Here is a 25,817-nt window from a genome sequence, read left to right as displayed (position 1 = left end):
ACTTGGCTTGTACGGACGATGCTATGACGGTAGATTGAATAACTCAAATTCATAATTTTTATGCTTTGGATAACCAAGAGGAATGCAAAGCAGTGGACGTCGCCAACCTTAATGCCTTTATTGCCGTGGCTGAATCCGGCAGCTTTTCCGGCGCAGGCGAGCGCCTGCACCTCACCCAACCGGCCATCAGCAAACGTATTGCCGGGCTTGAGCAGCAACTGGATGTACGCTTGTTCGACCGGCTTGGCCGCGAAGTGAACCTGACCGAAGCCGGTCGCGCGCTGTTACCGCGCGCCTACCAGATCATCAACGTGCTGGATGATACTCGCCGCGCGCTGAGCAATCTCACCGGCGAAGTGACAGGTCGCCTGACCCTGGCAACCAGCCACCATATTGGTCTGCACCGGCTGCCCCCGGTTTTGCGGGCTTTCACCCGCCAATACCCGGCCGTCGCACTTGATATCGAGTTTCTGGATTCAGAAGCTGCCTACGACGAAGTGCTCCATGGCCGCGCCGAAATTGCCGTGATTACCCTCGCCCCCGAGCCCCACGCGCTGGTTAAGGCCGTGCCGGTGTGGGATGACTTGCTGGACTTCGTCGCCGCCCCTGAGCACCCACTGGCATGCAAAGGCGCAGTGAGTCTGGCCGACGTTGCCCATCACCCGGCGGTATTTCCCGGCGGCAACACCTTTACGCACCATATTGTTCAACGCCTGTTCGAAGCCCAAGGGCTGACCCCGAACATCGCCATGAGCACCAACTACCTGGAAACCATCAAGATGATGGTTTCCATCGGCCTGGCCTGGAGCGTACTGCCGCGAACCATGCTCGACGAGCAAGTTGCGCCTATCGCTTTGCCAGGCGTACAGCTTTCGCGGCAGCTAGGCTACATTCTGCACACCGAGCGAACATTATCGAACGCAGCCAAAGCCTTTATGGCACTGCTCGACAGCCACGCAAGCAACCCTGAGCCACAGAGGTAAAACCCGGTCTGTACGACCATCAAGGACGTGTCATCTGCCAAAGGTCTGGTATCGATGCCCAAATCAGCAAATCGCTTTCCGCGTCTGCCGCGTATCCACTCGGCAGACCCCCAGGTGTTGGAGCAAACCTGGGAAAATGCACCGCAACTCCTGGCGGCGTTGAATGGCGCGCATCTGGGCGCCTGGTTCTGGGACGTTGAAACCGGGCACATCAGCTGGTCGCGGGGAACCCAGGCGTTGTTCGGCTTCGACCCGCAACTGCCGCTGCCAAATGACGTGGACTACCTTGACCTGCTGCCGGTTGAAGACCGTGCCCGCACCTTGCAAGCGTTTCATGCAGTGCTCAACGGTGAGCCGGTGGAACAGGCCCTGCGCCACCGTATCCGCTGGCCCGACGGTAGCCTGCACTGGCTGGAAATCAACGGCAGCATGGCCAAGGATAAACACGGACGCCCACAGATGATCGGCGTTATCCGCGAAATCACCCGCCAGCGCGAACGCGAAACCGCACTGATCAACTCGGAAAAGCGCTTCGCCACACTGTTTCACCTCAGCCCCAATGTCGTGTTGTTGACCCGCCGAGCCGATGGCTTGATTTACGAAGTCAATCAACACTTCGAGCAAACCCTGGGCTGGCCCGGCCACCAGGTGATCAACAAGACCACCATCGAGCTCGGCCTGTGGGCCAACCCCAACCAACGCCAATTGGTCCTTGATGCCACACGCAGCACCAGCGGCCCGGTGACGCTGGAGGTGCAGTTCTGTGCCAGTAACGGCAAGGTGCACGACGGCATTCTCAGTACCCAGAACATCGAGCTCGAAGGCACGGTTTACCTGCTCAGCACCTTCGTCGACACCAGCGAGCGCAAACGCGCTGACCAAGCCCTGCGCGACAGCCAGGAACGCCTCGACCTGGCCCTGGACTCTGCCCAGCTCGGCACCTGGGATTGGCATATACCCAGCGGCATGCTTTACGGCTCGGCTCGCGCAGCCGAACTGCACGGGATGAAAGCCGAGCCATTTCATGAGTCGTTCGACGCGTTTTTCGAAGGAGTGCCCGAACAAGAACGCAGCAGCATGCGCAAGGCCTACCGCAGCCTGCGCGAAGGCCCGGCCGACAATTACCAGATCACCTATCAGGTGCAACTGGAAAACGGCACTTCACGCTACATCGAAAGCCGCGCGCGCCTGTACCGCGACGAACAGGGCAACCCGTTGCGCATGGCGGGCACCCTGCTCGACATCACCGACCAAGTCGAACGCGAGCAGCGCCTGACCAGTTCAGAAGAAAAATTCGCCAGTTTGTTTCAGGCCAGCCCGGACCCGATCTGTGTGACGCGTCAGGACAACGGTCAGTTCATCGAAATCAATCCGGCCTTCACCCAAACCTTCGGTTGGGACGCCTCTCAGGTCATCGGTCGTAGCGCCGAAGAAGTCGGGCTGTGGGGCGAGTCCGCCGGGCGCGCCCGACGTATCGAACAGGTGATCCGCGACGAAGCCCTGAACAACGTCGCGGTGGTGGTCAACCACAAGGACGGGCAACCACTGACCTGCGTGATTTCCAGTCGCCTGATCAAAGTCGACGACCAGGCCTGCAGCGTCACCACCCTGCGCGACATAACCCAGCAACAACGCGCCGAAGCGGCACTCAAGGCCAGCGAAGAAAAGTTCGCCAAGGCATTCCACTCCAGCCCCGACGCCATCACCATCACCGAGTTGGTCAGCGGCCGCTACCTGGAGATCAATGACGGCTTCTGTCGCCTCACCGGTTACAGCGCCAGCGAGGTAATCGGCCGCACCGTGTACGAGATCGGTATCTGGGCGGATGACAAACAGCGCTCCATGCTGATCGCCGAGTTACAGGACCGGGGCCGCGTACACCACCGGGAAATGCTCGGGCGCAACAAGCGCGGCGATATCCTCACCGTTGAGGTGTCGATCGAGCCGATTACGCTCAATGAAACCCACTGCCTGCTGCTTACCGCCCGTGACGTCAGCCAGTTGAAAAACGCCCAGGCGCAGATCCGTCACCTGGCCTACCACGACCCGCTGACCAACCTGCCCAACCGCGCCCTGCTGATGGACCGCCTGAGCCAGCAGATTGCCCTGCTCAAACGCCACAATCTGCGTGGTGCGCTGTTGTTTCTCGATCTCGACCACTTCAAGCACATCAATGACTCCCTCGGCCACCCCGTAGGCGACACCGTGCTGAAGATCATCACCGCGCGCCTGGAAGCCAGCGTACGCATGGAAGATACCGTGGCGCGCCTGGGTGGTGATGAGTTCGTGGTGTTGCTTAGCGGCCTGGACGGCAGCCGCGACGAAGTTACAGAGAAAGTCCGCGAGCTGGCCGATACCCTGCGCGAACTGCTGGCTGAACCGATGTTCCTTGATGGTCAGCGCCTGCAAGTGACGCCCAGCATCGGCGTAGCACTGATACCCGATCATGGCTCGACCCCGGCCGACCTGCTCAAGCGGGCCGACATTGCCCTGTACCGGGCCAAGGATTCTGGGCGCAACACCACTCAACTGTTTCACACCACCATGCAAAAAGCCGCCAGCGAGCGCCTGCGCATGGAGAGCGACTTGCGCATGGCCCTGGCCCGAGGCGAACTGGCCCTGCACTTCCAGCCGCAGGTCGATGCCCGCGACAACCACATTGTCGGCGCCGAGGTATTGTTGCGCTGGCACCACCCGCAGTTGGGCCAGCAGCCGCCTTCACAGTTCATCCAGGTGTTGGAAGAGAGCGGCCTGATCCTGGAGGTTGGCAGTTGGATACTCGACGAAGCCTGCGATGCCTGCGCCGGCATGTTGCGCGACCACCTGATCGAGGCTGACGACTTCAGCCTGTGCGTTAACATCAGCCCGCGGCAGTTTCGCCAGAATGACTTTGTCGAACGGGTACTGCGCAGCCTGGACGACTTTGGCCTGCCGTACCACATGCTCAAACTGGAAATCACCGAAGGCATCGTTATCCAGAACCTGGAAGACACCATCAACAAAATGCGTGAACTCAAGCGCTATGGGGTGAGCTTCGCCATGGACGATTTTGGCACTGGGTATTCGTCGCTGACCTACCTCAAACGCCTGCCGGTGGATGCCTTGAAAATCGACCAGTCGTTCGTGCGCGACGCGCCAGTGGACCCCAACGACGCCGAAATTGTGCGTGCCATCGTCGCCATGGCACGCAGCCTGGAACTGGCGGTGATTGCTGAAGGGGTGGAATTGACCGAGCAGTTGGCGTTTCTGGAACGACTGGGGTGCCATTTGTACCAAGGCTATCTACACAGCCGACCGCTGCCGCTGGTTGAGTTCCGGCGGTTGCTGCTGGAAGCCCCAGCGATGTAAGAGTACAGCTTATCTCGGTAGGAGCGGGCTTGCCCCGCGATTGGGTTTTGCATGCCAAATCGCTTCGCGGGGCAAGCCCGCTCCTACTGGTAGGGCCGGCGGCTTAAAGGCCGCCACACCACCCAAGGCCCCGACAATCCGAGAAGAACCCAAAAAAAGATTCTTCACGGATTATCGGGGAGTATTGGATTTGGATTTGAACGCTGTGAGCTTATCCGTTTGGCGTGCTGGCACCACTGGCCCCTTCCGCCTTTACGGCGTCTGACTTTTTTCTTGGAAAAAGTCAGCAAAACCGCTGGCTCCTGCATCCGGCCCTACGCTGCGCTCCGGGTTCCCTCCTTCCGGTGTTGCTCCCGTGAGGACCGCGCTAACGGGCCATCCATGGCCCGAAGCGCTTGACGGGCTCCTGCCCGTCACCTCACTACGCAATACCTCCACTAGGCCTCCTGAAGTCGCAGACCGCAGCGTCTGGATTATCGAGTCCACAAAAGCTTCAAGCTTCAAGCTTGGAGCTTCAAGCTTGCCGCTATCGAAGATACCGCCAGTGCAGGCGCTGCCCGTAACTTTGCGACTTCAGGAGGCTGAGTGGAGGTGCCTGGAGGGCCAGGTGCGTAAGCACCCTTCGGCTGTGCCGAAGGCGCGAGATGTAGACTTGCGTAGCAAGTCGTAGGCCGCGCGGGCCTGGAGGGCGCCGGAGCGAAGGGACCCGAAGCGCAGCGTAGGGCCGGATGCAGGAGCCGGCGGTTTTGCTGACTTTTTCCAAGAAAAAAGTCAGCCGCCGTAAAGGCGGAAGGGGCCTGAGGAGCCACCACACCGAACGGATAAGCCCACAGCGCTCAAAGCCAAAGCCAAAGCCAAAGCCAAAGCCAATTACTCCCCGACAATTCGTGAAGAACCAAAAAAAGGGCACCCGAAGGTGCCCTCTTTTTCACATCACCGCACTCAGTTCAACGCAGGCTTGCTATCCCCATTGATCGGGATACGTTTGGCCTTGGCTTCTTCCGGCACGATGCGCAGCAGGTCGATGCTGAGCAGGCCGTTGGCCAGCGCTGCGGCCTTGACCTCGATATGGTCGGCCAGGCGGAACGACAGTTTGAACGCCCGCTGGGCAATGCCCTGATGCAAGTAGGTGACGCTTTCGCCGTTGCCTTCACGCTTACCGCCAGTAACGGTCAAGACGCCTTTTTCCACTTGCAGGTCCAGATCCTGCTCTTGGAAACCAGCTGCAGCAACGACAATTCGATAGTGGTCATCGCCATGTTTTTCAACGTTGTAGGGTGGGTAGCTGCTACCCGCCTCGTTACGTGCCGCAGATTCGAACAGGTCGTTGAAACGGTCGAAGCCTACGGAATGACGGAACAGTGGAGCCAGAGAAAAAGCAGTAGTCATGGTACATCTCCTGAAAATCAGCGAGTTTGTGTAGTAGCGCGACCCGACTTCGGCATCGCGTACTACCTAGATAAGGACCCTCGTCTGCTTTTCAAGCGACTCAATACAAATTTTTGTTTTTCAGGCCGCCTCACTAACCGGGATACCGATGAGTTGCCCAACACGATCACAGTCGGTTTCCCGGCGCAACTCGGTAAACAACGCCACCGCCTCCGGGTAGGTACGAGTGAGCATTGCCACCCACTGCTTCAGGCGACCGGGCGCCTGACGTGGAGTCATCTGCGCCCGTGCCTGAGCCCAGAAGTCCTGGATCAGCGGCAGCAAGCTCTGCCAGTCCATAGGCACGAACTCAACGCCATCGCGCTCAGCTGCAATCTGCCGGGCCAAGTCCGGGCGCGACACCAGGCCACGACCGAGCATGATGTCTTCGACACCACTGACTTCGCGGCAACGCCGCCAATCGTCGAGGGTCCAGACCTCACCGTTGGCGTAGACCGGCACCTTGACCACATCCTGCACCTTAGCAACCCATTCCCAATGTGCAGGCGGTTTGTAGCCGTCAACCTTGGTCCGCGCATGCACCACCAACTGCTCGGCACCGCCCTCGGCCAAGGCCCGCGCGCAATCCAAGGCGCCATCCGGGCTGTCGAAGCCCAGGCGCATCTTAGCGGTCACAGGGATATGGGCAGGCACGGCACGGCGTACTTCGCGAAGAATGGCGTGCAGCAGTTCCGGCTCTTTAAGCAGCACGGCTCCGCCACGGGATTTATTCACAGTCTTGGCCGGGCAGCCGAAGTTCAGGTCGATCACCGGTGCGCCCAACTCGCAGGCCAGCACGGCATTTTCTGCCAGGCAAACTGGGTCAGATCCGAGCAACTGCACCCGCAAAGGTACCCCGGCCGCCGTTTGTGCGCCGTGGCGCAACTCCGGCGCCAACTTATCGAAGGTGGCAGCGGGCAACAGCCGGTCGCAGACGCGAATGAACTCGGTCACACACCAGTCAATACCGCCAACCTGAGTCAGTACGTCGCGAAGGATGTCGTCGACCAGCCCCTCCATCGGGGCCAGGGCAATTTGCATGGGATGCATCTCGGGTGAAAAAGGCGCGCAGTCTAGCAAAATCCGTGAACTACAGCGCTCCGACCATCAGGGCTTGCCCGTAGCCGTCGACAAACTCGCTGGGCATGCGCTTGGGCCGCCCTGTGGATAACTCGATGCAGACGAAAGTGGTTTGCGCACGCAGCAAAGTGGTGCCGTCGCTGGGGCGTACCAACTGAAAGCGGCGGGTCATCTTCAAGCGCTGGTCCCAGTCAACGATCCAGGTGGCCAGCTGTAGCTCGTCGTCTTCGTAGGCCGCCGCCAGGTAGTCAATCTCATGGCGTACCACTGCCATTGCCCGATCCAGGCGCCGATATTCAGCCAGGTCCAGCCCCAGACGCTGTGAGTGGCGCCAGGCACAACGCTCCAGCCAAGTAACGTAAACCGCATTATTGGCGTGGCCGAGGCCATCAATATCGTCGGCTGCGACACGCAGATCGATGACGAACGGTGTTGCCAGATCCCAACTCATGCCCGCTCCAAGTCTGTGATGAACGGGCAGAGTGTAACGGATGCTCAGGCTGATTGGCGCGCCGTTGAGTGACGGCGCAACAACAGTGCCATGACGCCTTCAATCAGTTGCGGGTCGGACAGGACGCGCTGGTGCCCACCTTCCGGCAGCAACAACAAGCGGCTGTCGAACCAGGACTGGTGAATGGTCAAGGCCTCGCTGGCAGGCACAATACGGTCGTCCTCTGCGTGCGCGATCAGCGCGGGGATTTCCAGCTGGTAGCGGCTGACGTCCAGCCGCGAAATGGGGATGCCGACATCACGCTCGACCTGACGCACAAACGCTGCCCGCGCTCGGCTTGGCATGCCCAGTCGGTGAGCGAAGTTGCGCAGCACACCCAACAGTTGTGCAGGTGCGGCAACACTCACCGCCATTTCCGCACGCAGCCCCCACTGCAGCGCCAGCATGACGCTGGCACCGCCCATGGAGTGGCCGATCACGGCACGCAGTGGTGGCAACTCGGCAGCCGCTTCCAGCAGGGAGCGGGCAAACAGGGCAACATGCGCCTGATTGCCCGGCGAATGACCATGAGCCGGCCCCTCCAGCGCAACAGCGGTGTAACCGGCTTGCACCAGGGTGGTGATCAGATGCGCGAACTGGGTCGGCCGCCCTTCCCAACCGTGCATCAACAGTACAGTCGGCCCCTGCCCCCAGCGTAATGCCGACAACCCGAACCGCAGCGTAATGCGCTCGCCACTCGCCAACAGCGGTAGCTCCCAGTCACGCGGGGGCAAGTTGCGCGGGGTCATGAAGGCGTGACGCATTTTGCCGGCGATGTGCTCCGGCGCCAGACGCCCCAGGGTACCGTTTACGCTACGAATCCAGCTCAAGGTATTCATCGCTTCGCTCCGATGGATAACGCGGCTCAGACAACCGCCGACTTGGCGGCACGCAAGATACGGTCGGACAATTCGTCAGTGCCCAAGGCGCGAGCCAGGGCCAGCCCACCAATCATCAAAGCCATGTCAGCCAGGACCTTGTCGGCTTCTTCAGGGGAATCGGCGAGATTGACCATCATCTGTTCAAGGTGATCAGCCAGAACCTGGCGAAAAGAGTCGGGAAGACGCCCCATCTCACTCAGGGCAGTGGGCAGCGGGCAACCACGCTCGGTGGCATCACGGTGTTTGCGCGACAGGTAAAATGCGGCGACCAGCGCACGGCGTTCTTCGCCCTTCATGGTCGGGTCTACTTCGGCCAACAAGGCGCGGCGCTCAGCCAGTAGCTGACTGAACGCTTCAAGCATCAGCGCATCTTTGCTGTCGAAGTGCGCGTAGAAGCCGCCGACGGTAAGCCCGGCAGCCCCCATGACCTGGTTGACACTAGGCTCAGCCGGGCCGTGCTGGATCAGGGCGCTGCAGGCGGCATCGAGAATCCGTTCGCGTGTTTTTGCTTTCTTGTCGTTCATGACTCGCCTCCGAATATTATGATCGAAATATTATTCTCATCATATTTTTCTGCAAGGGCTTTCTTGCGCCGCTCGTCGCGAAGCACTGACTTGAAGGGGGGAGGAAAAACTTTTTCCGAGGCAAAAACAAAAGGCTCATTCAATAATCGAATGAGCCTTGAAATCCCACAAAGTGGGTAAAATGGCGTCCCCTAGGGGACTCGAACCCCTGTTACCGCCGTGAAAGGGCGGTGTCCTAGGCCACTAGACGAAGGGGACTTGTAACCTTCGTGCAGATCCGTTTTCACGAATCCTGGCAAAATTGGTGGAGCTAAGCGGGATCGAACCGCTGACCTCCTGCATGCCATGCAGGCGCTCTCCCAGCTGAGCTATAGCCCCAGATTTTTAGCCTCGCGGCCCAGCGATCTCTTTCGATATCGCTTGTGTAAAACTGGCGTCCCCTAGGGGACTCGAACCCCTGTTACCGCCGTGAAAGGGCGGTGTCCTAGGCCACTAGACGAAGGGGACGAACCTTCTTACCTTAACAACCCGGTCGCTGTAACCCGGTTGACTCCGCAGTCAGTGTAGCTGACTACGGATCGGAATTTGGTGGAGCTAAGCGGGATCGAACCGCTGACCTCCTGCATGCCATGCAGGCGCTCTCCCAGCTGAGCTATAGCCCCACAATGTCGCTTTGAACTGAATCGCTTGGCTGGGTGCTTCGCGCTTCGTTTCGTTCATCGCTGTGGACGGGGCGCATATTAAGATCGGATTGCACACCTGTCAAATTTATTTTCGACTTTTTTTGAATTTTTTTTCCGAGATAACAAACACTTACCTTCCGATGCCCGGTTTTGTTGGCCGGCGGGCCCAAAAGCATCGCGGGGCAAGCCCGCTCCTACAGGTTGTAGGAGCGGGCTTGCCCCGCGAAAAGGGTGAAAGGCGATCAGGCGATGGTGCCCAACAGCTTCTCCCACTCTTTGTTTTCTTTCTTCGAGACACCACCGAGCAGATCCAGCGCTTGGCGCAGACGGTAGCGGGTCAGGTCCGGGCCAAGGATCTCCATGGCGTCGAGCACCGAGACCGAGCTCGCCTGGCCGGTAATGGCAGCGAACATCAACGGCATGGCGTCACGCAGCTTCAGTTCCAGCGCCTCGACAACGGCCTGGATGCAGCCGGTAATACGCTCTTTTTCCCACTGACGCAGGCTTTCCAGCTTCCACAGAATCAGTTGGATAACCTGACGAACCTGATCGCCGGACAGCTTCTTGCTCTCGAACAGCTTGGCATCGAGTTTCAACGCACCTTCGAAGAAGAACCCGCCCAACGGTGCAACCTGGCTGAAGGTCTCTACCCTGCCCTGCACATGCGGCGCGATTTTCATCATGTAATCGCTGTTGAAGGCCCACTTCTGCAGGCGTGCAGCAAACTCTTCCACCGGCAGGTCGCGCAACCACTGGCCGTTGAGCCAGGACAATTTCTCAATGTCGAAGATCGGCCCGCCCAGGGATACCCGCGACAGGTCGAAGTGCTCGACCATCTCGGCCAGGGAGAACTTCTCGCGCTCATCCGGCATCGACCAGCCCATACGGCCCAGGTAGTTGAGCATCGCTTCAGGCATGAAGCCCATACGCTCGTAGAAGGTTACCGAGGTCGGGTTCTTGCGCTTGGACAGCTTGCTCTTGTCCGGGTTACGCAGCAGCGGCATGTAGCACAGGGTTGGTTGTTCCCAACCGAAGTACTCGTACAGCTTGATCAGTTTGGGCGCCGATGGCAGCCACTCTTCGCCACGCAGCACGTGAGTGATGCCCATCAAGTGGTCATCGACAACGTTGGCCAGGAAGTAGGTTGGCAGGCCGTCGGTCTTCATCAGTACCTGCATGTCCATGCGGTCCCACGGGATCTCGACATCGCCACGCAACATGTCCGGCACCACGCAAACGCCTTCAGTCGGCACTTTCATGCGGATGACGTGCGGCTCGCCAGCGGCCAGGCGGCGCTGAACCTCTTCTTCCGACAGCAGCAAGGCGCGGCCGTCGTAACGCGGGGTTTCACCACGCGCCATTTGCTCGGCACGCATCTGGTCGAGCTCTTCGGCGGTGCAGAAGCACGGGAAGGCATGACCCAAATCGACCAATTGCTGAGCGTACTGTTTGTAGATGTCACCACGCTCACTCTGCCGGTACGGACCATGCGGGCCGCCGACATCCGGACCTTCGCTCCACTCGATACCCAACCAGCGCAGGGCGTCGAAAATCTGCTGTTCGGACTCGCGGGTCGAACGCAACTGGTCGGTATCTTCGATACGCAAGATGAATTCGCCGCCGTGCTGCTTGGCAAAGCAGTAGTTGAACAGGGCGATATAGGCAGTGCCGACGTGGGGATCGCCAGTAGGCGAAGGCGCGATACGCGTGCGAACGGTGGTCATGGAGAGTCTCGGACTAGAGATGAATCAAAGGCTGAATGTTAACAGGGAGCGGGCACCAGGCTCCAGCAATGGGCGCGATCACCCCTTGTGGTAGTGGATCCAAACACGGTTAAATTTGCTTACATTTTTGGAACGATAGTACTCATGCCCGCTCAACTTAAACGCCGCCTGATGGTTTTCCTGACCTCGGTTGTGCTGATTGCCCTCGCCTTTCTCGCTCACTGGTACTTCAAAGGACGCTTCTACGAGAGCACCGACAACGCCTATGTTCAAGGCGAGATCACCCGCGTTTCCAGCCAACTGAGCGCACGCATCGATGAAGTGTTGGTACAGGACAACCAACATGTGGCCAAAGGCGATCTGTTGGTGCGCCTGGAGCCGGACGATTTTCACCTGGCCGTGGAACGTGCCCGTGCCGCCCTCGACACCCGCCAGGCCGAACGCCTGCAAGCTGAAAGCCGCCTGACCCAACAAGCCAGCCTGATTGCTGCAGGACAAGCTCAGGTCGCTGCCAATCAGGCCACCCTGGGCCGCGCCGAACTCGACCTGAACCGCGCCCAGGCCCTGCGCAAGCCCGGCTTCGTCTCCGAAGAACGGGTCACTACTTTGTCGGCAGAGAACAACGTCGCCCGCTCCCAGGTGAGCAAGGCGCAGGCTGACCTTCAGGGTCAGCGCCAGCAGGTCAATGCCTTGAGCGCAGAGATCAAGCGTCTGGATGCCCAGATCGTCAATGCCCGCGCAGACCTGGCCCAGGCCGAGCTGAACCTGACCCGCAGCGAAATCCGCGCACCGATCAGCGGTATGATTGGCCAACGCGCAGCGCGCAATGGCCAAGTGGTGCAAGCCGGTGCCTACCTGCTGTCAATCGTTCCTGACCAGGACATCTGGATCCAGGCCAACTTCAAAGAAACCCAGATTGGCCACATGCTGCCTGGACAACAGGCCAAGCTGACTTTCGACAGCTACCCCGATACCCCGATCACAGCCCGCGTCGACAGCTTGTTTGCCGCCTCTGGCGCCCAGTTCAGCCTGCTGCCGCCGGACAATGCTACCGGCAACTTCACCAAGGTGGTGCAACGTATTCCGGTCAAGCTGACCTTCGCCACCGACAACCCGCTGCAAGGCAGAATCCGGCCGGGCATGTCCGTCACCGCCACCGTGGATATCCGGAACACTGCCGACAATGGCCGGTGATGCATTGATTCGCCCCATCGGCGAGCCGAGCCGACGCGACTGGATTGCAGTCATGAGTGCAATGCTTGGCGCATTCATGGCTGTGCTGGACATCCAGATCACCAACTCCTCGCTCAAAGATATCCAGGGCGCGCTATCGGCCACCCTGGAGGAAGGCTCATGGATCTCGACCTCCTACCTGGTGGCCGAAATCATCATGATTCCGCTCACTGCCTGGCTGGTGCAGCTGCTGTCTGCACGACGCCTGGCGGTGTGGGTATCATTGGGTTTTCTCGTCTCTTCGCTGCTGTGCTCCATGGCCTGGAACCTGGAGAGCATGATCGTTTTCCGCGCCTTGCAGGGCTTTACCGGCGGCGCACTGATCCCACTGGCGTTTACTCTGACGCTGATCAAGCTACCTGAACACCACCGCGCCAAAGGCATGGCCATGTTTGCCATGACCGCTACTTTCGCGCCCTCCATAGGCCCCACATTGGGCGGATGGCTGACTGAGAACTGGGGCTGGGAATACATCTTCTACATCAACATTCCACCCGGCCTGATCATGATCGGCGGCCTACTGTATGGCCTGGAAAAGAAAGAGGCGCACTGGGAGCTGCTGAAAAGCACGGATTACGCCGGCATCGTCACCCTCGGCGTCGGCCTGGGCTGCCTGCAGGTATTCCTTGAGGAAGGCCACCGCAAAGACTGGCTGGAGTCCGGCCTGATTGTCAGTCTCGGCAGCATCGCCCTGCTCAGCTTGATCACCTTTGTGATCGTGCAGTTTTCCAAACCCAACCCGTTGATCAACCTGCGCATCCTGGGCAACCGTAATTTCGGCTTGTCGAGTATCGCCAGCCTGGGGATGGGGGTTGGCTTGTATGGATCGATCTACCTGCTGCCGCTGTACCTGGCACAGATCCAGAACTACAACGCCCTGCAAATTGGCGAAGTGATCATGTGGATGGGGGTGCCCCAGCTGTTTCTGATTCCGCTGGTACCGCAACTGATGAAGGTGATTTCGCCGAAGATTCTCTGCACCCTGGGTTTTGGCCTGTTCGGCCTGGCCAGCTTTGGCTCCGGCGTGCTGAACCCTGACTTTGCCGGTGAACAGTTCAACCATATCCAGATCGTGCGGGCGCTGGGGCAGCCGATGATCATGGTCACCATTTCATTGATCGCCACCAGTTACATCCTGCCGCAGGATGCGGGGTCGGCGTCGAGCCTGTTCAACATCTTGCGTAACCTGGGCGGCGCCATCGGTATTGCCCTGCTGGCGACTTTGCTGGATGAGCGCGCCAAGGTGTATTTCGATTACCTGCGCGAGTCTGTGGTACCAACCAACCCGCAAGTAGCGGAACGTTTGGCGCAACTGGCGGAACGCCTGGGCAGTGACAGTGCCGCGTTGGGCAAACTCAGTGAAATCACCCACCAACAGGCGATGATCATGGCCTACAACGATGCCTTCCATTTTGTGGGCATCGGCCTGGCGATCAGCATGGTGGCGGTGATGATGACGCGCAAATTGCCGCAAGGCTTGAAAGCCGGCGAAGCCCACTGAAGATCTGTTGCTGTGGGAGCGGGCTTGCCCCGCGATGCGATCTGACGGATAGATCGCATCGCGGGACAAGCCCGCTCCCACAGGTCAGGCAGTGATCATGCGTTCGCGCAAGGCGGTAATTTCGTCGCGCAGTTGCGCTGCGGCTTCGAACTCAAGGTCTCGCGCCAGCTGGTACATCTTCTCTTCCAGCAGTTTGATGCGCTTGGCAATCTCACCTGGGGAACGCAGTTCGGCTTCGTAACGGGCGCTTTCTTCCGCCGCTTTGGCCATGCCTTTGCGTTTCTTGCTGCGCGAGCCGGGCACGTTGGCCCCTTCCATGATGTCGGTGATGTCCTTGACCACGCCCTTGGGCACGATGCCGTTGGCCTGGTTGAAGGCGATCTGCTTGTCGCGACGGCGTTCGGTTTCGCCAATAGCTCGTTCCATCGAGCCGGTCATGTTGTCGGCATAGAGAATCGCCCGGCCATTGAGGTTACGGGCTGCACGGCCGATGGTCTGGATCAGTGAGCGCTCGGAACGCAGGAAGCCTTCCTTGTCAGCGTCGAGAATGGCCACCAGTGACACTTCGGGCATGTCCAGGCCCTCACGCAGCAGGTTGATCCCCACCAGCACATCAAAGGTGCCCAGACGCAGGTCGCGAATGATCTCGACGCGCTCCACGGTATCGATGTCCGAGTGCAGGTAACGCACTCGCACGTCATGGTCGGCCAGGTAGTCGGTGAGGTCTTCGGCCATGCGTTTGGTCAGGGTGGTGACCAATACACGCTCCTCCATTGCCACGCGCTTGCGAATTTCCGAGAGCAGGTCATCGACCTGCGTCGTGGCCGGGCGCACTTCAACCTGAGGGTCGACCAGACCGGTCGGACGTACCACCTGCTCCACTACCCGCCCGGCATGCTCAGCCTCATAGGGCCCGGGCGTGGCCGAAACGAAGATGGTCTGCGGGCTGACGCTCTCCCATTCATCGAAACGCATGGGTCGGTTGTCCAGTGCCGACGGCAGACGGAAACCGTACTCCACCAGGGTTTCTTTGCGCGAACGGTCGCCTTTGTACATTGCGCCCACTTGAGGGACGCTGACGTGGGATTCGTCGATGACCAGCAGCGCATCAGCCGGCAAGTAGTCGTAAAGGGTCGGTGGCGGTGCCCCTGCTGGTCGGCCGGAGAGGTAACGCGAGTAGTTTTCGATGCCGTTGCAATACCCCAACTCGAGGATCATCTCCAGATCGAAACGGGTACGCTGCTCCAGCCGCTGGGCTTCGACCAGCTTGTTGGCTTTGTGCAGGTATTCCAGACGCTGCTGCAGCTCTTCCTTGATGCCCTCCACCGCTTCGAGCAGTGTTTCACGTGGTGTTACGTAGTGGCTCTTGGGGTAGAAAGTGAAGCGCGGCAGCTTGCGGATCACTTCGCCGGTCAACGGATCGAAGGCGGCGATGTTCTCGACTTCATCGTCGAACAACTCAATGCGGATCGCTTCCAGGTCCGATTCAGCGGGGAATACATCGATTACATCACCGCGCACCCGGAAGGTCGCACGGGCGAAGTCCATTTCGTTTCGGGTGTATTGCAGGTCTGCCAGGCGACGTAACAAGGCGCGTTGGTCGAGTTTGTCGCCACGGTCCACATGCAGGACCATCTTCAAGTAAGTTTCCGGGCTGCCCAAGCCATAAATGCACGACACCGTGGTAACGATGATCGCATCCCGACGCTCCAGCAGCGCCTTGGTCGCGGACAGGCGCATCTGCTCAATGTGGTCGTTGATCGAGGCATCCTTCTCAATGAAGGTGTCAGACGATGGCACATAGGCTTCAGGCTGGTAGTAGTCGTAGTAAGAGACGAAGTACTCCACGGCATTGTTGGGGAAAAAAGCCTTGAACTCACCGTACAGCTGCGCAGCCAGGGTTTTGTTCGGGGCCAACACCAGGGTTGGCCGCTGTACCTGAGCAATCACGTTGGCGATGCTAAAGGTCTTGCCCGAACCGGTCACTCCGAGCAGGGTCTGGTGCGCCAAGCCCGCCTCGATCCCTTCGACCATCAGGCGAATGGCCTCGGGCTGGTCGCCGGCCGGCTGGAAACGGGTGACGAGCTGGAAGTCGGACATGACAAACCTCTGTGTTATCGCGACGCGTTTGTCGCAGATGCGGGCAACTGTATTTATAGACAGTAGTTATACCGAAATAGTGGTCTGCAGCGCCACTTTCAACTCAGTGTTGTGGCCAATTTTGCCTAACGACCGGTCAATTAGACTAACGGTCGAAAAATATTCGGTGAAACAGCAGGAAAAGCTGCTTCTGACTGTCGCCGTGACCGATGGGTATCACTATACTGACTCCCCGTTTGTGCACCGCTCTAGTGCATCCGACTGGAGCGTGCGACCCCTATCACTCTCCATTCAGAGCCAAGGTAATAATGAGCCTGTTTTCCGCTGTCGAGCTGGCACCACGCGATCCCATTCTGGGCCTCAACGAAGCTTTCAACGCCGATACCCGTAGCAACAAGGTCAACTTGGGTGTAGGTGTTTACTGCAACGAAGAAGGGCGTATCCCACTGCTGCGTGCAGTGATCGAAGCCGAAACCCAGCGTGCTGCCCAGCACGCTTCCCGCGGCTACCTGCCGATTGATGGCATCGCTGCCTACGACCAGGCTGTACAGAAGCTGCTGTTCGGTGCCGAGTCGCCACTGCTGGCTGCTGGCCGAGTCATCACCACCCAGGCCGTTGGCGGCACGGGCGCCCTGAAGATCGGTGCCGACTTCCTCAAGCAGGTTTCGCCAAACGCCGTAGTGGCCATCAGCGACCCGAGCTGGGAAAACCATCGCGCCCTGTTTGAAACCGCCGGTTTCCCGGTACAAAACTACCGCTACTACGACGCCGCGACCCATGACGTCAACCGCAGCGGCATGCTCGAAGACCTCAACGCTCTGCCAAACGGCTCGATCATTGTGCTGCACGCCTGCTGCCACAACCCGACCGGTGTCGACCTGAGCCTGGACGACTGGAAAAACGTACTGGAAGTGGTCAAGGCCAAAGGCCACGTACCATTCCTCGACATGGCTTACCAGGGCTTTGGCGACGGCATCTATGAAGACGCCTTCGCTGTACGCCTGTTCGCCGAGTCGGGCCTGAACTTCTTCGTCTCCAGCTCGTTCTCCAAATCCTTCTCGCTGTACGGCGAGCGCGTTGGTGCCCTGTCGATCATCACCGAATCGAAGGAAGAAAGCGCGCGCGTGCTGTCCCAGGTCAAGCGTGTTATCCGCACCAACTACTCCAACCCGCCAACCCACGGCGCCAGCATCGTTGCTGCCGTGCTTAACAGCCCAGAGCTGCGTGCGATGTGGGAAGAGGAACTGGGTGAGATGCGCCAGCGCATCCACGGCATGCGCAAGCAGATGGTCGAGCAGCTGGCAGCCCTGGCACCTGAGCATGACTTCAGCTTCGTTGCACGTCAGCGCGGCATGTTCTCCTACTCTGGCCTGAGCGTTGAGCAAGTAGCACGCCTGAAAAGCGAGTTTGGTATCTACGCCCTGGATACCGGCCGTATCTGCGTAGCCACCTTGAACCAAAGCAACATCGATGTGGTGACCAAGGCAATCGTCGAGGTCCTGTAACTGACTTTTTGCCAAGGGGAGGCTTGACTTCCCCTTAGCAATCAGTAAGATACGCCACAGATTCCGCGATAGCTCAGTCGGTAGAGCAAATGACTGTTAATCATTGGGTCCCAGGTTCGAGTCCTGGTCGCGGAGCCAAATACCTGAAAAACCTCCAGTTGCGCTGAGCACTGGAGGTTTTTTCGTTTCAGCCCCCTTGCAACTTTCCCCTGCCCCGCAACGGAACAGGGAAAAGCCTTGCGACCGATCAGCTACGACCGATGGGGTAGAACGTACCGCCGCTCCACACCCCGAGCCATTGCTCGCCCTCGATGTCCTGCGGCACGGCCAGTTCTACCAACTGGTAAAACACGTTGCGATGAATCAGCGCTTCAAGGTTGTCACGCACATGCACGTAGGGCGAAGGCTCTTGGGTCTGCGGATCAATCTCGAAACGCAACGGATGCTCAGGGCCTGCCTCGAACTGCTCTTCGACGTTGCTGGTAAAGCACAGCACCTGCTGCTCACCTTCGCCTTGAACCTCCAGCGTCACCGCCACGAACGGCGCGTCATCGACTTTGATGCCAACTTTCTCGACAGGCGTTACCAGAAAATAGTCATCACCGTCGCGGCGTATGATGGTGGAGAACAGCCGGACCATCGGCTTGCGCCCGATCGGCGTGCCTAGGTAGTACCAGGTGCCGTCACGGGCGATACGCATGTCGATATCGCCACAGAAGTCCGGGTTCCACAGATGCACCGGTGGCAGCCCCTTTTCAGACTTGGGAATCTGCCCCAGCAGATCAATGGCCTTACCGGTGTCTGTCATCACCCTCTCCTCAACGACTCATGCCCAAAAGGCTACGAGCGTAATCCTCAAGCGGTGGGCCAAGCAAATCTTCCGGCTTGTTATCGTGGAACGTCAGTAATCCGCCGCGGCTGTTGATTCGCGTGGTATCGATCAGGTAGCGGGTATTGGTTTCAATGAGCATCAACTGGACGACACCGGTATCAACCCCCAGACGATCGACCGCTTGCTCGTCGTACCATTCATCACCATTGCCAATCCGGTCATCGGTACGCGCAAAGCGGGCATACAGCAGGTAGTGAGCCCCTACCCCACGCGCCTCGACCAACGCCTGTTCAAGGCCCAACGGCCCCTGCGCGCGGCGCACCATTGGGAAATACTCGATGAAGCCTTTGAACGCCTCTTCGGCCACCACGTTAGGGCGCGGATAAGGCCCGTTGCCTGGCGGTACAAAGGGACCCTGGCCGATATAGATGAATGAATCAGGCTGCAGGCGCACCGACAGCGACCGACGGGTATCGCTGTGATCGAGCAGGCCGGCATCACTCATGTGATAGCGGACGCCCTCGCCCATATCGCTGACATTCATACAGCCACCCAGCGCCGTCAGCGCCAGCAGCAAAACCAGGCTACGCATCTATCCTCCAATGGCCGGTGACGGAAAACCGGCGAACGGCTGACAGATGCAGCTTTTGCGCCAGTCTTACCCGCCGATGATCTTCATCACCGTGGCGCCACCAGAAAACGCCACGGGCTGCTTGTCGCCCAAGGCTTTGACCAGCAACCCCTGCAAGGCGGGTAACGCCTGGTGACGGGGCTTGTCGAGCAGATCGCCGATATAGTGACGGTTACTCGACGACAGACAGCCATGCAGCCAGCCGGTCGACGACAGGCGTAAGCGCGAGCAGGTACGGCAGAAGGGTACGCTTTCGTTGGCAATCACGCCGAAGTAGCCCTGGCCGGGAATCTGATAGCGCAGCGCAGTTGCATCCACCGGTGCATTGGCTTGCAGGTACTCATAGCGCTCTGCGATCAGCTGCAGCAAATGCTCAAGGCTGACGAACTGCTGCAAAAAGGCATTACTGTCGCGCGCCAGATGCCCCATGCGCATCAGCTCGATGAAGCGCAACTCAAAACCACGGGAAAGGCAGTACTCCAGCAACGGCAGCACCTGATCGAAGTTCTGCCCACGCAAGGGCACCATGTTGACTTTGATCTTCATTCCGGCCGCACTGGCCTGCTCCATGCCGTCGAGCACAGTAGCCAGATCGCCTCCCCGAGCAATACGGCGGAAGGCATCAGGGTCGAGCGTATCGAGAGAGACATTGAGCCGGCGAATACCCGCCGCGCGCAGCAGTGGCAGCTTGCGTGCCAGCAACTGGCCGTTTGTGGTCAGACTGATTTCGTCCAGGCCCAAGCCGGCAACTGAGGTTAAAAACGACTCAAGCTTGGGGCTGACCAGCGGCTCACCGCCGGTCACCCGTAAACGCTCAATACCCGCCGCCTCGATCAGGTAGGCCACGCCACGGGCCATGGCCTCGGCGGAAAGCTCATCCTGGGCCGCCACCAGACGCTTGCCGTCCGGTACGCAATAGGTGCAGGCGTAATTGCAGGCAGCGGTAAGGCTGACACGCAAGTTGCGAAAACGCCTGCCTTGGCGGTCGACGATCATGGGTGGCTCCAGGATAGATGAATCGGGCCTGCAAAACCTGACTCAAAAATCAGGTTTTTGCAAGCCTCTTCAATCAGTATAGGCCTCAGGCCTTATCGCAGGAGTGTTGGCACCCGGCCGCGCCGCTCAGTTACCCGCTACATCCGGGTCGCGTTTACGCTTGTTACCCATGCGCACGCCAATGTCCATCAGGAACTGGAAGAAGCCCTCCTGATCTTCCAGCACGTTGCTCCAGAACGGCGAGTGATAGAGCGCCACAGCACCGTGCACCAGCGCCCAGGCCGCGCAGTAGTGGAAGTACGGCGGTACGTCTTCAAGCTTGCCTTCGCTGATGCGACCTTTGATCAGCAAGGTCAAGCGATCGAAGTTGGAGGCACGGATCTTGTGCAACTCCTCAACCATCTCCGGCACCTGATTGCCCTTTACCACCTTTTCTTCAAGGCGGTCGAACAACCGGTAGCGCTGCGGATCGCGCATGCGGAATTCAAAGTAAGCACGCGACAGGGCTTCCTTGTCGCGATCAACATCGGCAGAGTGCAACAGTTCGTTCAAATCGCGCTCGTAGTCGAGCATCAGGCGCAGGTAGATCTCCGCCTTGGATTTGAAATGCTTGTAGATCGTGCCTTTGCCGATACCCACTGCATCAGCGATCATCTCGACGGTGACGCTGTCTTCACCCTGTTCGAGAAACAGCTTGAGTGCGGTATCGAGAATTTCTTGCTCACGGCGACGAAACTCACGGACCTTACGAGGTTCTTTCTGCATAAGAAGGACTGGATCAAAATCGAAGCCGGTTATTATGCCTAACTTGCGCCAAAATGCACGGATCATCCGACCATGTCTATGTTTCTTGATGAGTTTGAACAAGCTCCAGGCCTTCGCTACCTGAACCACGCCGCCGTCGCCCCCTGGCCGAAACGGGCCAGCTTGGCGGTTGCGCGCTTTGCCAACGAAAACGTTTGGCACGGTGCAAGGGATTACCCGGACTGGATGGTCATGGAGCAGCGCCTGCGCGAGCGCCTGATGCGCCTGACCAACGCGCCCTCGAGCGACGACATCGCTTTGGTCAAAAACACCTCCGAAGCGCTGTCGTTCGTCGCCTTCGGGCTACCCTGGCAAGCAGGCGACCAGATCGTCATCAGCGATGAAGAATTCCCCTCCAACCGCATCGTCTGGGAAGCCTTGGCCGACCAGGGTGTAGAGGTCATCCAGGTGAGCCTCAAGGGCCAGGACCCGGAAGCCAGCCTGTTGGCGGCTTGCGGGCCGCGCGTGCGCCTGCTGGCCATCAGCGCCGTGCAGTTTGCCAGCGGCTTGCGCCTGGACCTGGCGCGGCTCGGCCAGGGCTGCCGCGAACGCAATGTGCTGTTCTGCATCGATGCCATTCAGCAACTGGGCGCCCTGCCTTTCGACGTTCAGGCCTACCAGTGTGACTTCGCTATGGCCGATGGCCACAAGTGGATGCTCGGCCCGGAAGGTCTCGGCGTATTCTATTGCCGCGCCGAAGTTCGCCCGCGCTTGAAGCTCAGCGAATACGGCTGGCACATGCTCGAGCATATGGGTGATTACACCCGTACTACCTGGGAGCCCGCCCACAGCGCCCGGCGCTTTGAATGCGGCAGCCCGAACATGCTCGGCGCCGCCGCGCTGGACGCCAGCCTGTCATTGCTTGAAGAGGTGGGCATAACACAAGTTGCCGAGCTGTTGGCAGAGCGCGTGGCGTGGCTCTACGACGGACTGGCTGCCATCCCCGGAGTTCGCCTGCATAGCCCGGAAGCTGCGCAGCGCCGTTCGGGCATCGTCTCGTTCAGCATTGCCGGGACGGACAATAGTCATGTCTATCAATGCTTGAAACGCGAACAGATCGTTTGCATCACCCGTGGGCCTGGCGTGCGATTTTCACCGCATTTCTACACACCCAAGCGGATAATCGACGAAACCTTGGCGGCTGTCAGACAGATTGCAGAGCGATGAGTGCTCAGCAGCCGCAGCCGTATTCCAAATCTGTTTAAAAAACGACCAGCAAGCGCTGGCAGCCCGCCAATCCTGACCAATACTTCAGGTGTTGGCGCGGCGCATCCCCCCAAGTGGCGCGCCGATAAAGGTGCTCAGGGACCGCGTACCTTTGTTTTACTCCTAATGGTCTTAACCCGGATTCACCCCCCAGAACCCGGGTTTTTTTTGCCCGTAATTCCACCCCAGTGGGAGCGGGCTTGCCCCGCGATGCTACCTGGCTGACACACCGCAATCGCGGGGCAAGCCCGCTCCCACATTGGTTACAGACGTGCCAGCGGGAACAGACGCTTGAAGTTTGCAGTGGTCTGCTCAGCCAACTGCTCATAGTGCTCACCGCGCACCATAGCGACGAACTCTGCAACTTCCCGGACATATTGCGGCAGGTTGGGCTTGCCACGGTAGGGAATCGGCGCCAGATAAGGTGAATCGGTTTCGACCAACAAGCGGTCGGCAGGCACTTGCCGTGCCACGTCGCGCAACGCATCGGCATTGCGGAAGGTAACGATGCCAGACAACGAAATGTAGTAACCCAGATCGAGCGCCGCACGGGCCATATCCCAGTCTTCAGTGAAGCAATGCAGCACCCCGGCCTGACTCAAGTCTGCTTCACGCAACAGCGCCAGGGTATCGGCCCGCGCTGCCCGGGTATGAATGATCACCGGCTTGCCGGTCTCTTGTGCAGCGTGCAGGTGCAGACGGAAGGAATCCTGCTGCACTTGCGCCGCTTCCGGTTCGTAGTGGTAGTCCAGCCCGGTTTCACCAATAGCCACCACATGGGGATGTGCAAGCTCTTTAAGCAACCAGTCCAGCGGCGGCGCACCATCAGGGGTCAGGTCCAAAGGATGGATACCCACTGAACAGTCGACATCGCTGTAACGCTCACTCAGCTCTTTGACCGCCCTGGCATTGTCGGCACTGACACCGATACACAGGAAGTGGCCAACACCACGGGCACGGGCAGCCTCCAGGGCGGCATCCAGCGAGCCCTCGTGGGCGCTGAGGTCTAGACGGTCGAGGTGGCAATGGGAATCTACAAGCATGGGTACATGACAACGCTATAAGGAAAAATAGGAACAGCTCGGCTCAACGCTGGCCAGGCAACATTGCCCAGGAGGCCAGCAGCGCTTCGAGCAGTAGCACGCGATTGAGGTTGGCCTTGCCCAGGACTTTCTGGCGCTGGGCGAGGATCCAGTCCTGAATCTCCAGCACCTTGCCCTGGGCACTTTTCTGCGCCAAGTACTGCACCACCTTGCGCATATCGCTCAAGCCTAAACCTTCCTCGTCCTCGGTCAACTGGTAACGCAGGACAAGATTGGACCAGTCACAGAACCAGTCGAACAGCTGCAGCAGCGGTATGGCACTCCAGGCTTCAGCCAGCTGGCTCGGGGACTGTTGCTGCTTGAGCAATTTTTTCACCCCATCGACCACCAGCGCCCGCTGTTCACGCACACCCTGCGCCTGCAGGCTGACAGCCGCCAGCGGCGAACCGGCGGCCAGGCTGAGCAGCTCAAGCCGCTCCTGCTCGTCGCACTCGGGTAACGCTTTGCTCAGCCACGCCAGGCTTTGCGCCGCGTCGGGCAATGGACAGGCCTGCTGCACACACCGACTCTTGATCGTCGGCAACAGCCGGCTGGGTTGATGACTGACCAGCAACAGCACGGTATCACCGGAAGGCTCCTCCAGGCTCTTGAGCAAGGCGTTGGATGCGTTGATGTTCATCGCCTCGACCGGCTCGATCAACACCACCTTGCGCCCACCCAGTTGCGCGGTCTGAACCACGAAAGAAACCAGATCACGCACCTGATCGACCTTGATTGGCTTATCTGCCTCTTCAGGCTCCAGCACGTAGTTATCCGGGTGACTACCTGCAGCCAGCAACAGACACGACTTGCACTGCCCGCAGGCCTGCAGGTCGGTCGGCCGCTGACAAAGCAGCAAGGCCATCAGGCGCTCGGCCAAGGCACGCTTCCCGATGCCTTGTGGACCGTGCAGCAGGTAAGCGTGCGCATGCTGCGTTCGCCCAGCCAGTTGCCGCCACAACGCTTGCTGCCAAGGGAAGGCCTCAGCCACGGCAACGCTCCAGAATCTGCGGCAGCAAGGCGTCCAGTGCTTGCTGTACCTGCGTCAGCGATTGCGAGGCATCGATGAGTTTGTACTGTTGCGGCGTAGCGTTGGCGCGTGCAAGGTAGGCCTGCCGCACCGCCTCGAAAAACGCTTGGCCTTCTTGCTCGAAACGGTCCAGACGGCCACGGGCCGCGGCGCGCGACAAGCCCACTTCCACCGGCAAATCGAAGACCAGGGTCAAATCAGGCCGCAGCTCGCCTTGAACGAACTGTTCAAGGGTGGCAATACGCGCCACCGACAGACCACGCCCACCACCCTGATAGGCATAGGTGGCATCGGTAAAGCGATCACACAGCACTACTGCGCCCCGGGCCAACGCCGGACGGATCACCTGCGCCAGATGCTGGGCACGCGCCGCGAACACCAGCAACAGCTCAGTGTCAGCGTCCATCAGCTCATCGCTCGGCGCCAACAACAGTTCACGGATGCGTTCGGCCAGCGGCGTGCCGCCTGGCTCTCGGGTCAGCACCACATCCACGCCCTGGGCACGCAGGTGCTCGGCAAGGTATTCACGGTTGGTGCTCTTGCCCGCGCCTTCGGGACCTTCCAGGGTGATAAACAAGCCGCTCACAGGCAGTCCTTACAGTTATTCATTGCGAAGAGGATTCCGTGGCCGGTGCTGACTCTTCAGGCACAGGCTCAGGACTCGCCTCGGTGGGCTCAGGGGTCTGGGGCTCGGCCTCAGACTCTGGCTCAGTTTCTGTCATGGGTGCCGGGCTGGAACGGTAATCGGCCCGGCGTTTGATCTGGTACTCACGGACCGCGGAATTGTGCGCATCCAGGTCGTCAGAGAAGATGTGGCTACCGTCACCACGGGCAACAAAATACAAACTGGTACCCGGTGTCGGGTTCAACGCAGCATGAATGGCTTCGCGACCAACCATGGCTATCGGCGTAGGCGGCAAGCCCGCGTTGGTGTAGGTGTTGTAGGGCGTTGGCTCACGCAGGTCGGCGCGGGTGATTTTGCCGTTGTAGCGTTCACCCATGCCGTAGATCACAGTCGGATCAGTCTGCAGCAACATGCCAATTCGCATGCGGCGCACAAATACCCCGGCGATCTGGCCGCGCTCTTGAGGCACCCCGGTCTCTTTCTCGACCAACGACGCCATGATCAGCGCCTGATACGGGTCACGGTACGGCAGATCTGCCGGGCGTTCAGCCCACTCCTTGGCCAACACCTCGTCAAGGCGCGCATACGCTTGCTGGAGGAACTCCACATCGCTCATCCCGCGCACAAAACGGTAGGTGTCCGGGAAGAAGCGCCCCTCAGGGAATACCCCGGGGTGACCGAGCTTGTCCATCACCTCGGCATCGCTGAGGCCATCAAGGGTCTGTTTGATTTTCTCGTGTTTGGCCAGCGCCGCACGTACCTGACGGAAATTCCAGCCCTCGACCAGGGTCAGGCTGTACTGCACGACGTCGCCACGGCGCCAAACCTCAAACAGTTCGCGCACGGTCATGCCAGGCGTCATGCGGTATTCACCGGTGTGCAACGGTACGCCAGTCATATTGAAACGCCAGTACAGGCGTAACCAGAAAGCGTCGGCCAACAGGCCCTGGCTCTCCATTCGGTAGAACATGCGATTAGGGTTGGTACCGGTGGGCACGTCGAGCAATTGCTCTTGGTTGACGTGCAAGGTCTGCTCAAGTGCCGAGTTCACTTTCCAGGCCGAAAATCCCAACACCAGGCCTGCCAGGATCAGTCCAGTCTCCAGCAGCACCAAGAATTTACGTCTCACAA

21 protein-coding genes and 5 tRNA genes are annotated in these 25,817 nt (G+C 59.4%); 7 read left to right on the top strand and 19 right to left on the bottom strand.

The window, feature by feature from the left end:
* Nucleotides 1–92: 92 nt before the first annotated feature.
* Both E1573_RS04315 and E1573_RS04310 read left to right on the top strand, forming a co-directional pair.
* The gene (locus E1573_RS04315) at nt 93–983 is read left to right on the top strand and encodes a LysR family transcriptional regulator (protein ID WP_133210963.1); all 891 of its coding nucleotides are present in this window, start codon (nt 93–95) and stop codon (nt 981–983) included.
* Nucleotides 984–1,037: 54 nt separating this feature from the next.
* A complete protein-coding gene (locus tag E1573_RS04310; protein ID WP_133210961.1) occupies nt 1,038–4,331 on the top strand; it encodes a PAS domain S-box protein in 3,294 nt (1,097 codons plus the stop codon).
* 942 nt (nt 4,332–5,273) lie between these two features.
* Here the strand turns inward: E1573_RS04310 and E1573_RS04300 are convergent.
* From E1573_RS04300 to gltX, 10 genes are all read right to left on the bottom strand, one after another.
* Nucleotides 5,274–5,720 (bottom strand): Hsp20 family protein, encoded by a 447-nt coding sequence (locus E1573_RS04300; RefSeq protein ID WP_133210957.1) that lies wholly within the window; start codon nt 5,718–5,720, stop codon nt 5,274–5,276.
* Nucleotides 5,721–5,840: 120 nt separating this feature from the next.
* The gene (locus E1573_RS04295) at nt 5,841–6,800 is read right to left on the bottom strand and encodes a tRNA-dihydrouridine synthase (RefSeq protein ID WP_133210955.1); all 960 of its coding nucleotides are present in this window, start codon (nt 6,798–6,800) and stop codon (nt 5,841–5,843) included.
* A 49-nt stretch (nt 6,801–6,849) separates the two neighbouring features.
* Entirely contained in the window at nt 6,850–7,290 is a 441-nt protein-coding gene (locus E1573_RS04290) for a thioesterase family protein (protein WP_133210953.1), read from the bottom strand.
* 44 nt (nt 7,291–7,334) lie between these two features.
* Nucleotides 7,335–8,168 (bottom strand): alpha/beta fold hydrolase, encoded by an 834-nt coding sequence (locus tag E1573_RS04285; RefSeq protein ID WP_133210951.1) that lies wholly within the window; start codon nt 8,166–8,168, stop codon nt 7,335–7,337.
* A gap of 26 nt (nt 8,169–8,194) precedes the next feature.
* Nucleotides 8,195–8,734 carry a TetR/AcrR family transcriptional regulator gene (locus E1573_RS04280; RefSeq protein WP_133210949.1) on the bottom strand — a complete coding sequence of 180 codons (540 nt, stop codon included), beginning with the start codon at nt 8,732–8,734 and terminating at the stop codon, nt 8,195–8,197.
* A gap of 182 nt (nt 8,735–8,916) precedes the next feature.
* Nucleotides 8,917–8,992: transfer RNA gene (locus tag E1573_RS04275), tRNA-Glu, on the bottom strand.
* Nucleotides 8,993–9,036: 44 nt separating this feature from the next.
* Nucleotides 9,037–9,112 (bottom strand) — tRNA-Ala (locus E1573_RS04270).
* A gap of 53 nt (nt 9,113–9,165) precedes the next feature.
* Nucleotides 9,166–9,241 (bottom strand) — tRNA-Glu (locus E1573_RS04265).
* Nucleotides 9,242–9,320: 79 nt separating this feature from the next.
* Nucleotides 9,321–9,396, bottom strand: a tRNA-Ala gene (locus E1573_RS04260).
* Nucleotides 9,397–9,659: 263 nt separating this feature from the next.
* On the bottom strand, nt 9,660–11,141 hold the full coding sequence (gene gltX, locus E1573_RS04255) for a glutamate--tRNA ligase (protein ID WP_133210947.1): 1,482 nt from the start codon (nt 11,139–11,141) through the stop codon (nt 9,660–9,662).
* Between the two features lie 144 nt (nt 11,142–11,285).
* Here gltX and E1573_RS04250 point away from each other — a divergent pair, with 144 nt between their 5' ends.
* Both E1573_RS04250 and E1573_RS04245 read left to right on the top strand, forming a co-directional pair.
* Nucleotides 11,286–12,335 carry an HlyD family secretion protein gene (locus E1573_RS04250; RefSeq protein ID WP_133210945.1) on the top strand — a complete coding sequence of 350 codons (1,050 nt, stop codon included), beginning with the start codon at nt 11,286–11,288 and terminating at the stop codon, nt 12,333–12,335.
* Nucleotides 12,325–13,875: a DHA2 family efflux MFS transporter permease subunit gene (locus E1573_RS04245; RefSeq protein WP_133210943.1), complete on the top strand. Its 1,551-nt coding sequence runs from the start codon at nt 12,325–12,327 to the stop codon at nt 13,873–13,875. Before E1573_RS04250 ends, E1573_RS04245 begins: the two co-directional genes overlap by 11 nt.
* An 84-nt stretch (nt 13,876–13,959) precedes the next feature.
* Here E1573_RS04245 and uvrB read toward each other — a convergent pair whose 3' ends face one another.
* Entirely contained in the window at nt 13,960–15,975 is a 2,016-nt protein-coding gene (gene uvrB, locus E1573_RS04240) for an excinuclease ABC subunit UvrB (protein ID WP_133210941.1), read from the bottom strand.
* A gap of 308 nt (nt 15,976–16,283) precedes the next feature.
* Between uvrB and E1573_RS04235 the strand changes: the two genes are divergently transcribed.
* Both E1573_RS04235 and E1573_RS04230 read left to right on the top strand, forming a co-directional pair.
* Nucleotides 16,284–17,480 (top strand): amino acid aminotransferase, encoded by a 1,197-nt coding sequence (locus E1573_RS04235; protein WP_133210939.1) that lies wholly within the window; start codon nt 16,284–16,286, stop codon nt 17,478–17,480.
* Between the two features lie 62 nt (nt 17,481–17,542).
* Nucleotides 17,543–17,618: transfer RNA gene (locus tag E1573_RS04230), tRNA-Asn, on the top strand.
* Nucleotides 17,619–17,727: 109 nt separating this feature from the next.
* On the opposite strand, the gene E1573_RS04225 is transcribed toward E1573_RS04230, so the two are convergent.
* From E1573_RS04225 to E1573_RS04210, 4 genes are all read right to left on the bottom strand, one after another.
* Entirely contained in the window at nt 17,728–18,288 is a 561-nt protein-coding gene (locus E1573_RS04225; protein ID WP_133210937.1) for a DUF1285 domain-containing protein, read from the bottom strand.
* Nucleotides 18,289–18,298: 10 nt separating this feature from the next.
* The gene (locus E1573_RS04220; protein ID WP_133210935.1) at nt 18,299–18,904 is read right to left on the bottom strand and encodes a DUF4823 domain-containing protein; all 606 of its coding nucleotides are present in this window, start codon (nt 18,902–18,904) and stop codon (nt 18,299–18,301) included.
* 66 nt (nt 18,905–18,970) lie between these two features.
* A complete protein-coding gene (locus tag E1573_RS04215) occupies nt 18,971–19,939 on the bottom strand; it encodes a GTP 3',8-cyclase MoaA (RefSeq protein WP_133210933.1) in 969 nt (322 codons plus the stop codon).
* Between the two features lie 126 nt (nt 19,940–20,065).
* Nucleotides 20,066–20,704, bottom strand: coding sequence for a TetR/AcrR family transcriptional regulator (locus E1573_RS04210; RefSeq protein WP_133210931.1), 639 nt, complete (start codon nt 20,702–20,704; stop codon nt 20,066–20,068).
* 72 nt (nt 20,705–20,776) lie between these two features.
* Between E1573_RS04210 and E1573_RS04205 the strand changes: the two genes are divergently transcribed.
* Nucleotides 20,777–21,910, top strand: a complete 1,134-nt coding sequence (locus tag E1573_RS04205; RefSeq protein ID WP_133210929.1) for an aminotransferase class V-fold PLP-dependent enzyme — start codon at nt 20,777–20,779, stop codon at nt 21,908–21,910.
* Nucleotides 21,911–22,212: 302 nt separating this feature from the next.
* Here the strand turns inward: E1573_RS04205 and E1573_RS04200 are convergent, their stop codons facing one another.
* The 4 genes from E1573_RS04200 to mltG are packed head-to-tail and all read right to left on the bottom strand — an operon-like array spanning nt 22,213 to nt 25,815.
* Nucleotides 22,213–22,992: a TatD family hydrolase gene (locus E1573_RS04200; protein WP_133210927.1), complete on the bottom strand. Its 780-nt coding sequence runs from the start codon at nt 22,990–22,992 to the stop codon at nt 22,213–22,215.
* Between the two features lie 43 nt (nt 22,993–23,035).
* Nucleotides 23,036–24,022 carry a DNA polymerase III subunit delta' gene (locus E1573_RS04195; RefSeq protein ID WP_133210925.1) on the bottom strand — a complete coding sequence of 329 codons (987 nt, stop codon included), beginning with the start codon at nt 24,020–24,022 and terminating at the stop codon, nt 23,036–23,038.
* Complete coding sequence (gene tmk, locus E1573_RS04190; protein ID WP_133210923.1) at nt 24,015–24,647, bottom strand: dTMP kinase; 633 nt, start codon at nt 24,645–24,647, stop codon at nt 24,015–24,017. The genes E1573_RS04195 and tmk overlap by 8 nt, the downstream gene beginning before the upstream one ends.
* Nucleotides 24,648–24,666: 19 nt before the next feature.
* Nucleotides 24,667–25,815: an endolytic transglycosylase MltG gene (gene mltG, locus E1573_RS04185; RefSeq protein WP_133210921.1), complete on the bottom strand. Its 1,149-nt coding sequence runs from the start codon at nt 25,813–25,815 to the stop codon at nt 24,667–24,669.
* Nucleotides 25,816–25,817 lie beyond the last annotated feature (2 nt).

The sequence above is a fragment of the Pseudomonas sp. H9 genome (genome assembly GCF_004353925.1).
Lineage (GTDB): Bacteria > Pseudomonadota > Gammaproteobacteria > Pseudomonadales > Pseudomonadaceae > Aquipseudomonas.
The sequence above is the reverse complement of the archived record's forward strand: the minus strand, read 5'-3'. Positions and strand labels throughout refer to the sequence as shown.

Bases quoted from the DNA above. Each gene is read 5' to 3' on its own strand.
- E1573_RS04310 (WP_133210961.1), top strand. From the start codon at position 1,038: ATGCCCAAATCAGCAAATCGCTTTCCGCGTCTGCCGCGTATCCACTCG.
- E1573_RS04300 (WP_133210957.1), bottom strand. From the start codon at position 5,720: ATGACTACTGCTTTTTCTCTGGCTCCACTGTTCCGTCATTCCGTAGGC.
- E1573_RS04295 (WP_133210955.1), bottom strand. From the start codon at position 6,800: ATGCAAATTGCCCTGGCCCCGATGGAGGGGCTGGTCGACGACATCCTT.
- E1573_RS04290 (WP_133210953.1), bottom strand. From the start codon at position 7,290: ATGAGTTGGGATCTGGCAACACCGTTCGTCATCGATCTGCGTGTCGCA.
- E1573_RS04285 (WP_133210951.1), bottom strand. From the start codon at position 8,168: ATGAATACCTTGAGCTGGATTCGTAGCGTAAACGGTACCCTGGGGCGT.
- E1573_RS04280 (WP_133210949.1), bottom strand. From the start codon at position 8,734: ATGAACGACAAGAAAGCAAAAACACGCGAACGGATTCTCGATGCCGCC.
- gltX (WP_133210947.1), bottom strand. From the start codon at position 11,141: ATGACCACCGTTCGCACGCGTATCGCGCCTTCGCCTACTGGCGATCCC.
- E1573_RS04250 (WP_133210945.1), top strand. From the start codon at position 11,286: ATGCCCGCTCAACTTAAACGCCGCCTGATGGTTTTCCTGACCTCGGTT.
- E1573_RS04245 (WP_133210943.1), top strand. From the start codon at position 12,325: ATGGCCGGTGATGCATTGATTCGCCCCATCGGCGAGCCGAGCCGACGC.
- uvrB (WP_133210941.1), bottom strand. From the start codon at position 15,975: ATGTCCGACTTCCAGCTCGTCACCCGTTTCCAGCCGGCCGGCGACCAG.
- E1573_RS04235 (WP_133210939.1), top strand. From the start codon at position 16,284: ATGAGCCTGTTTTCCGCTGTCGAGCTGGCACCACGCGATCCCATTCTG.
- E1573_RS04225 (WP_133210937.1), bottom strand. From the start codon at position 18,288: ATGACAGACACCGGTAAGGCCATTGATCTGCTGGGGCAGATTCCCAAG.
- E1573_RS04220 (WP_133210935.1), bottom strand. From the start codon at position 18,904: ATGCGTAGCCTGGTTTTGCTGCTGGCGCTGACGGCGCTGGGTGGCTGT.
- E1573_RS04215 (WP_133210933.1), bottom strand. From the start codon at position 19,939: ATGATCGTCGACCGCCAAGGCAGGCGTTTTCGCAACTTGCGTGTCAGC.
- E1573_RS04210 (WP_133210931.1), bottom strand. From the start codon at position 20,704: ATGCAGAAAGAACCTCGTAAGGTCCGTGAGTTTCGTCGCCGTGAGCAA.
- E1573_RS04205 (WP_133210929.1), top strand. From the start codon at position 20,777: ATGTCTATGTTTCTTGATGAGTTTGAACAAGCTCCAGGCCTTCGCTAC.
- E1573_RS04200 (WP_133210927.1), bottom strand. From the start codon at position 22,992: ATGCTTGTAGATTCCCATTGCCACCTCGACCGTCTAGACCTCAGCGCC.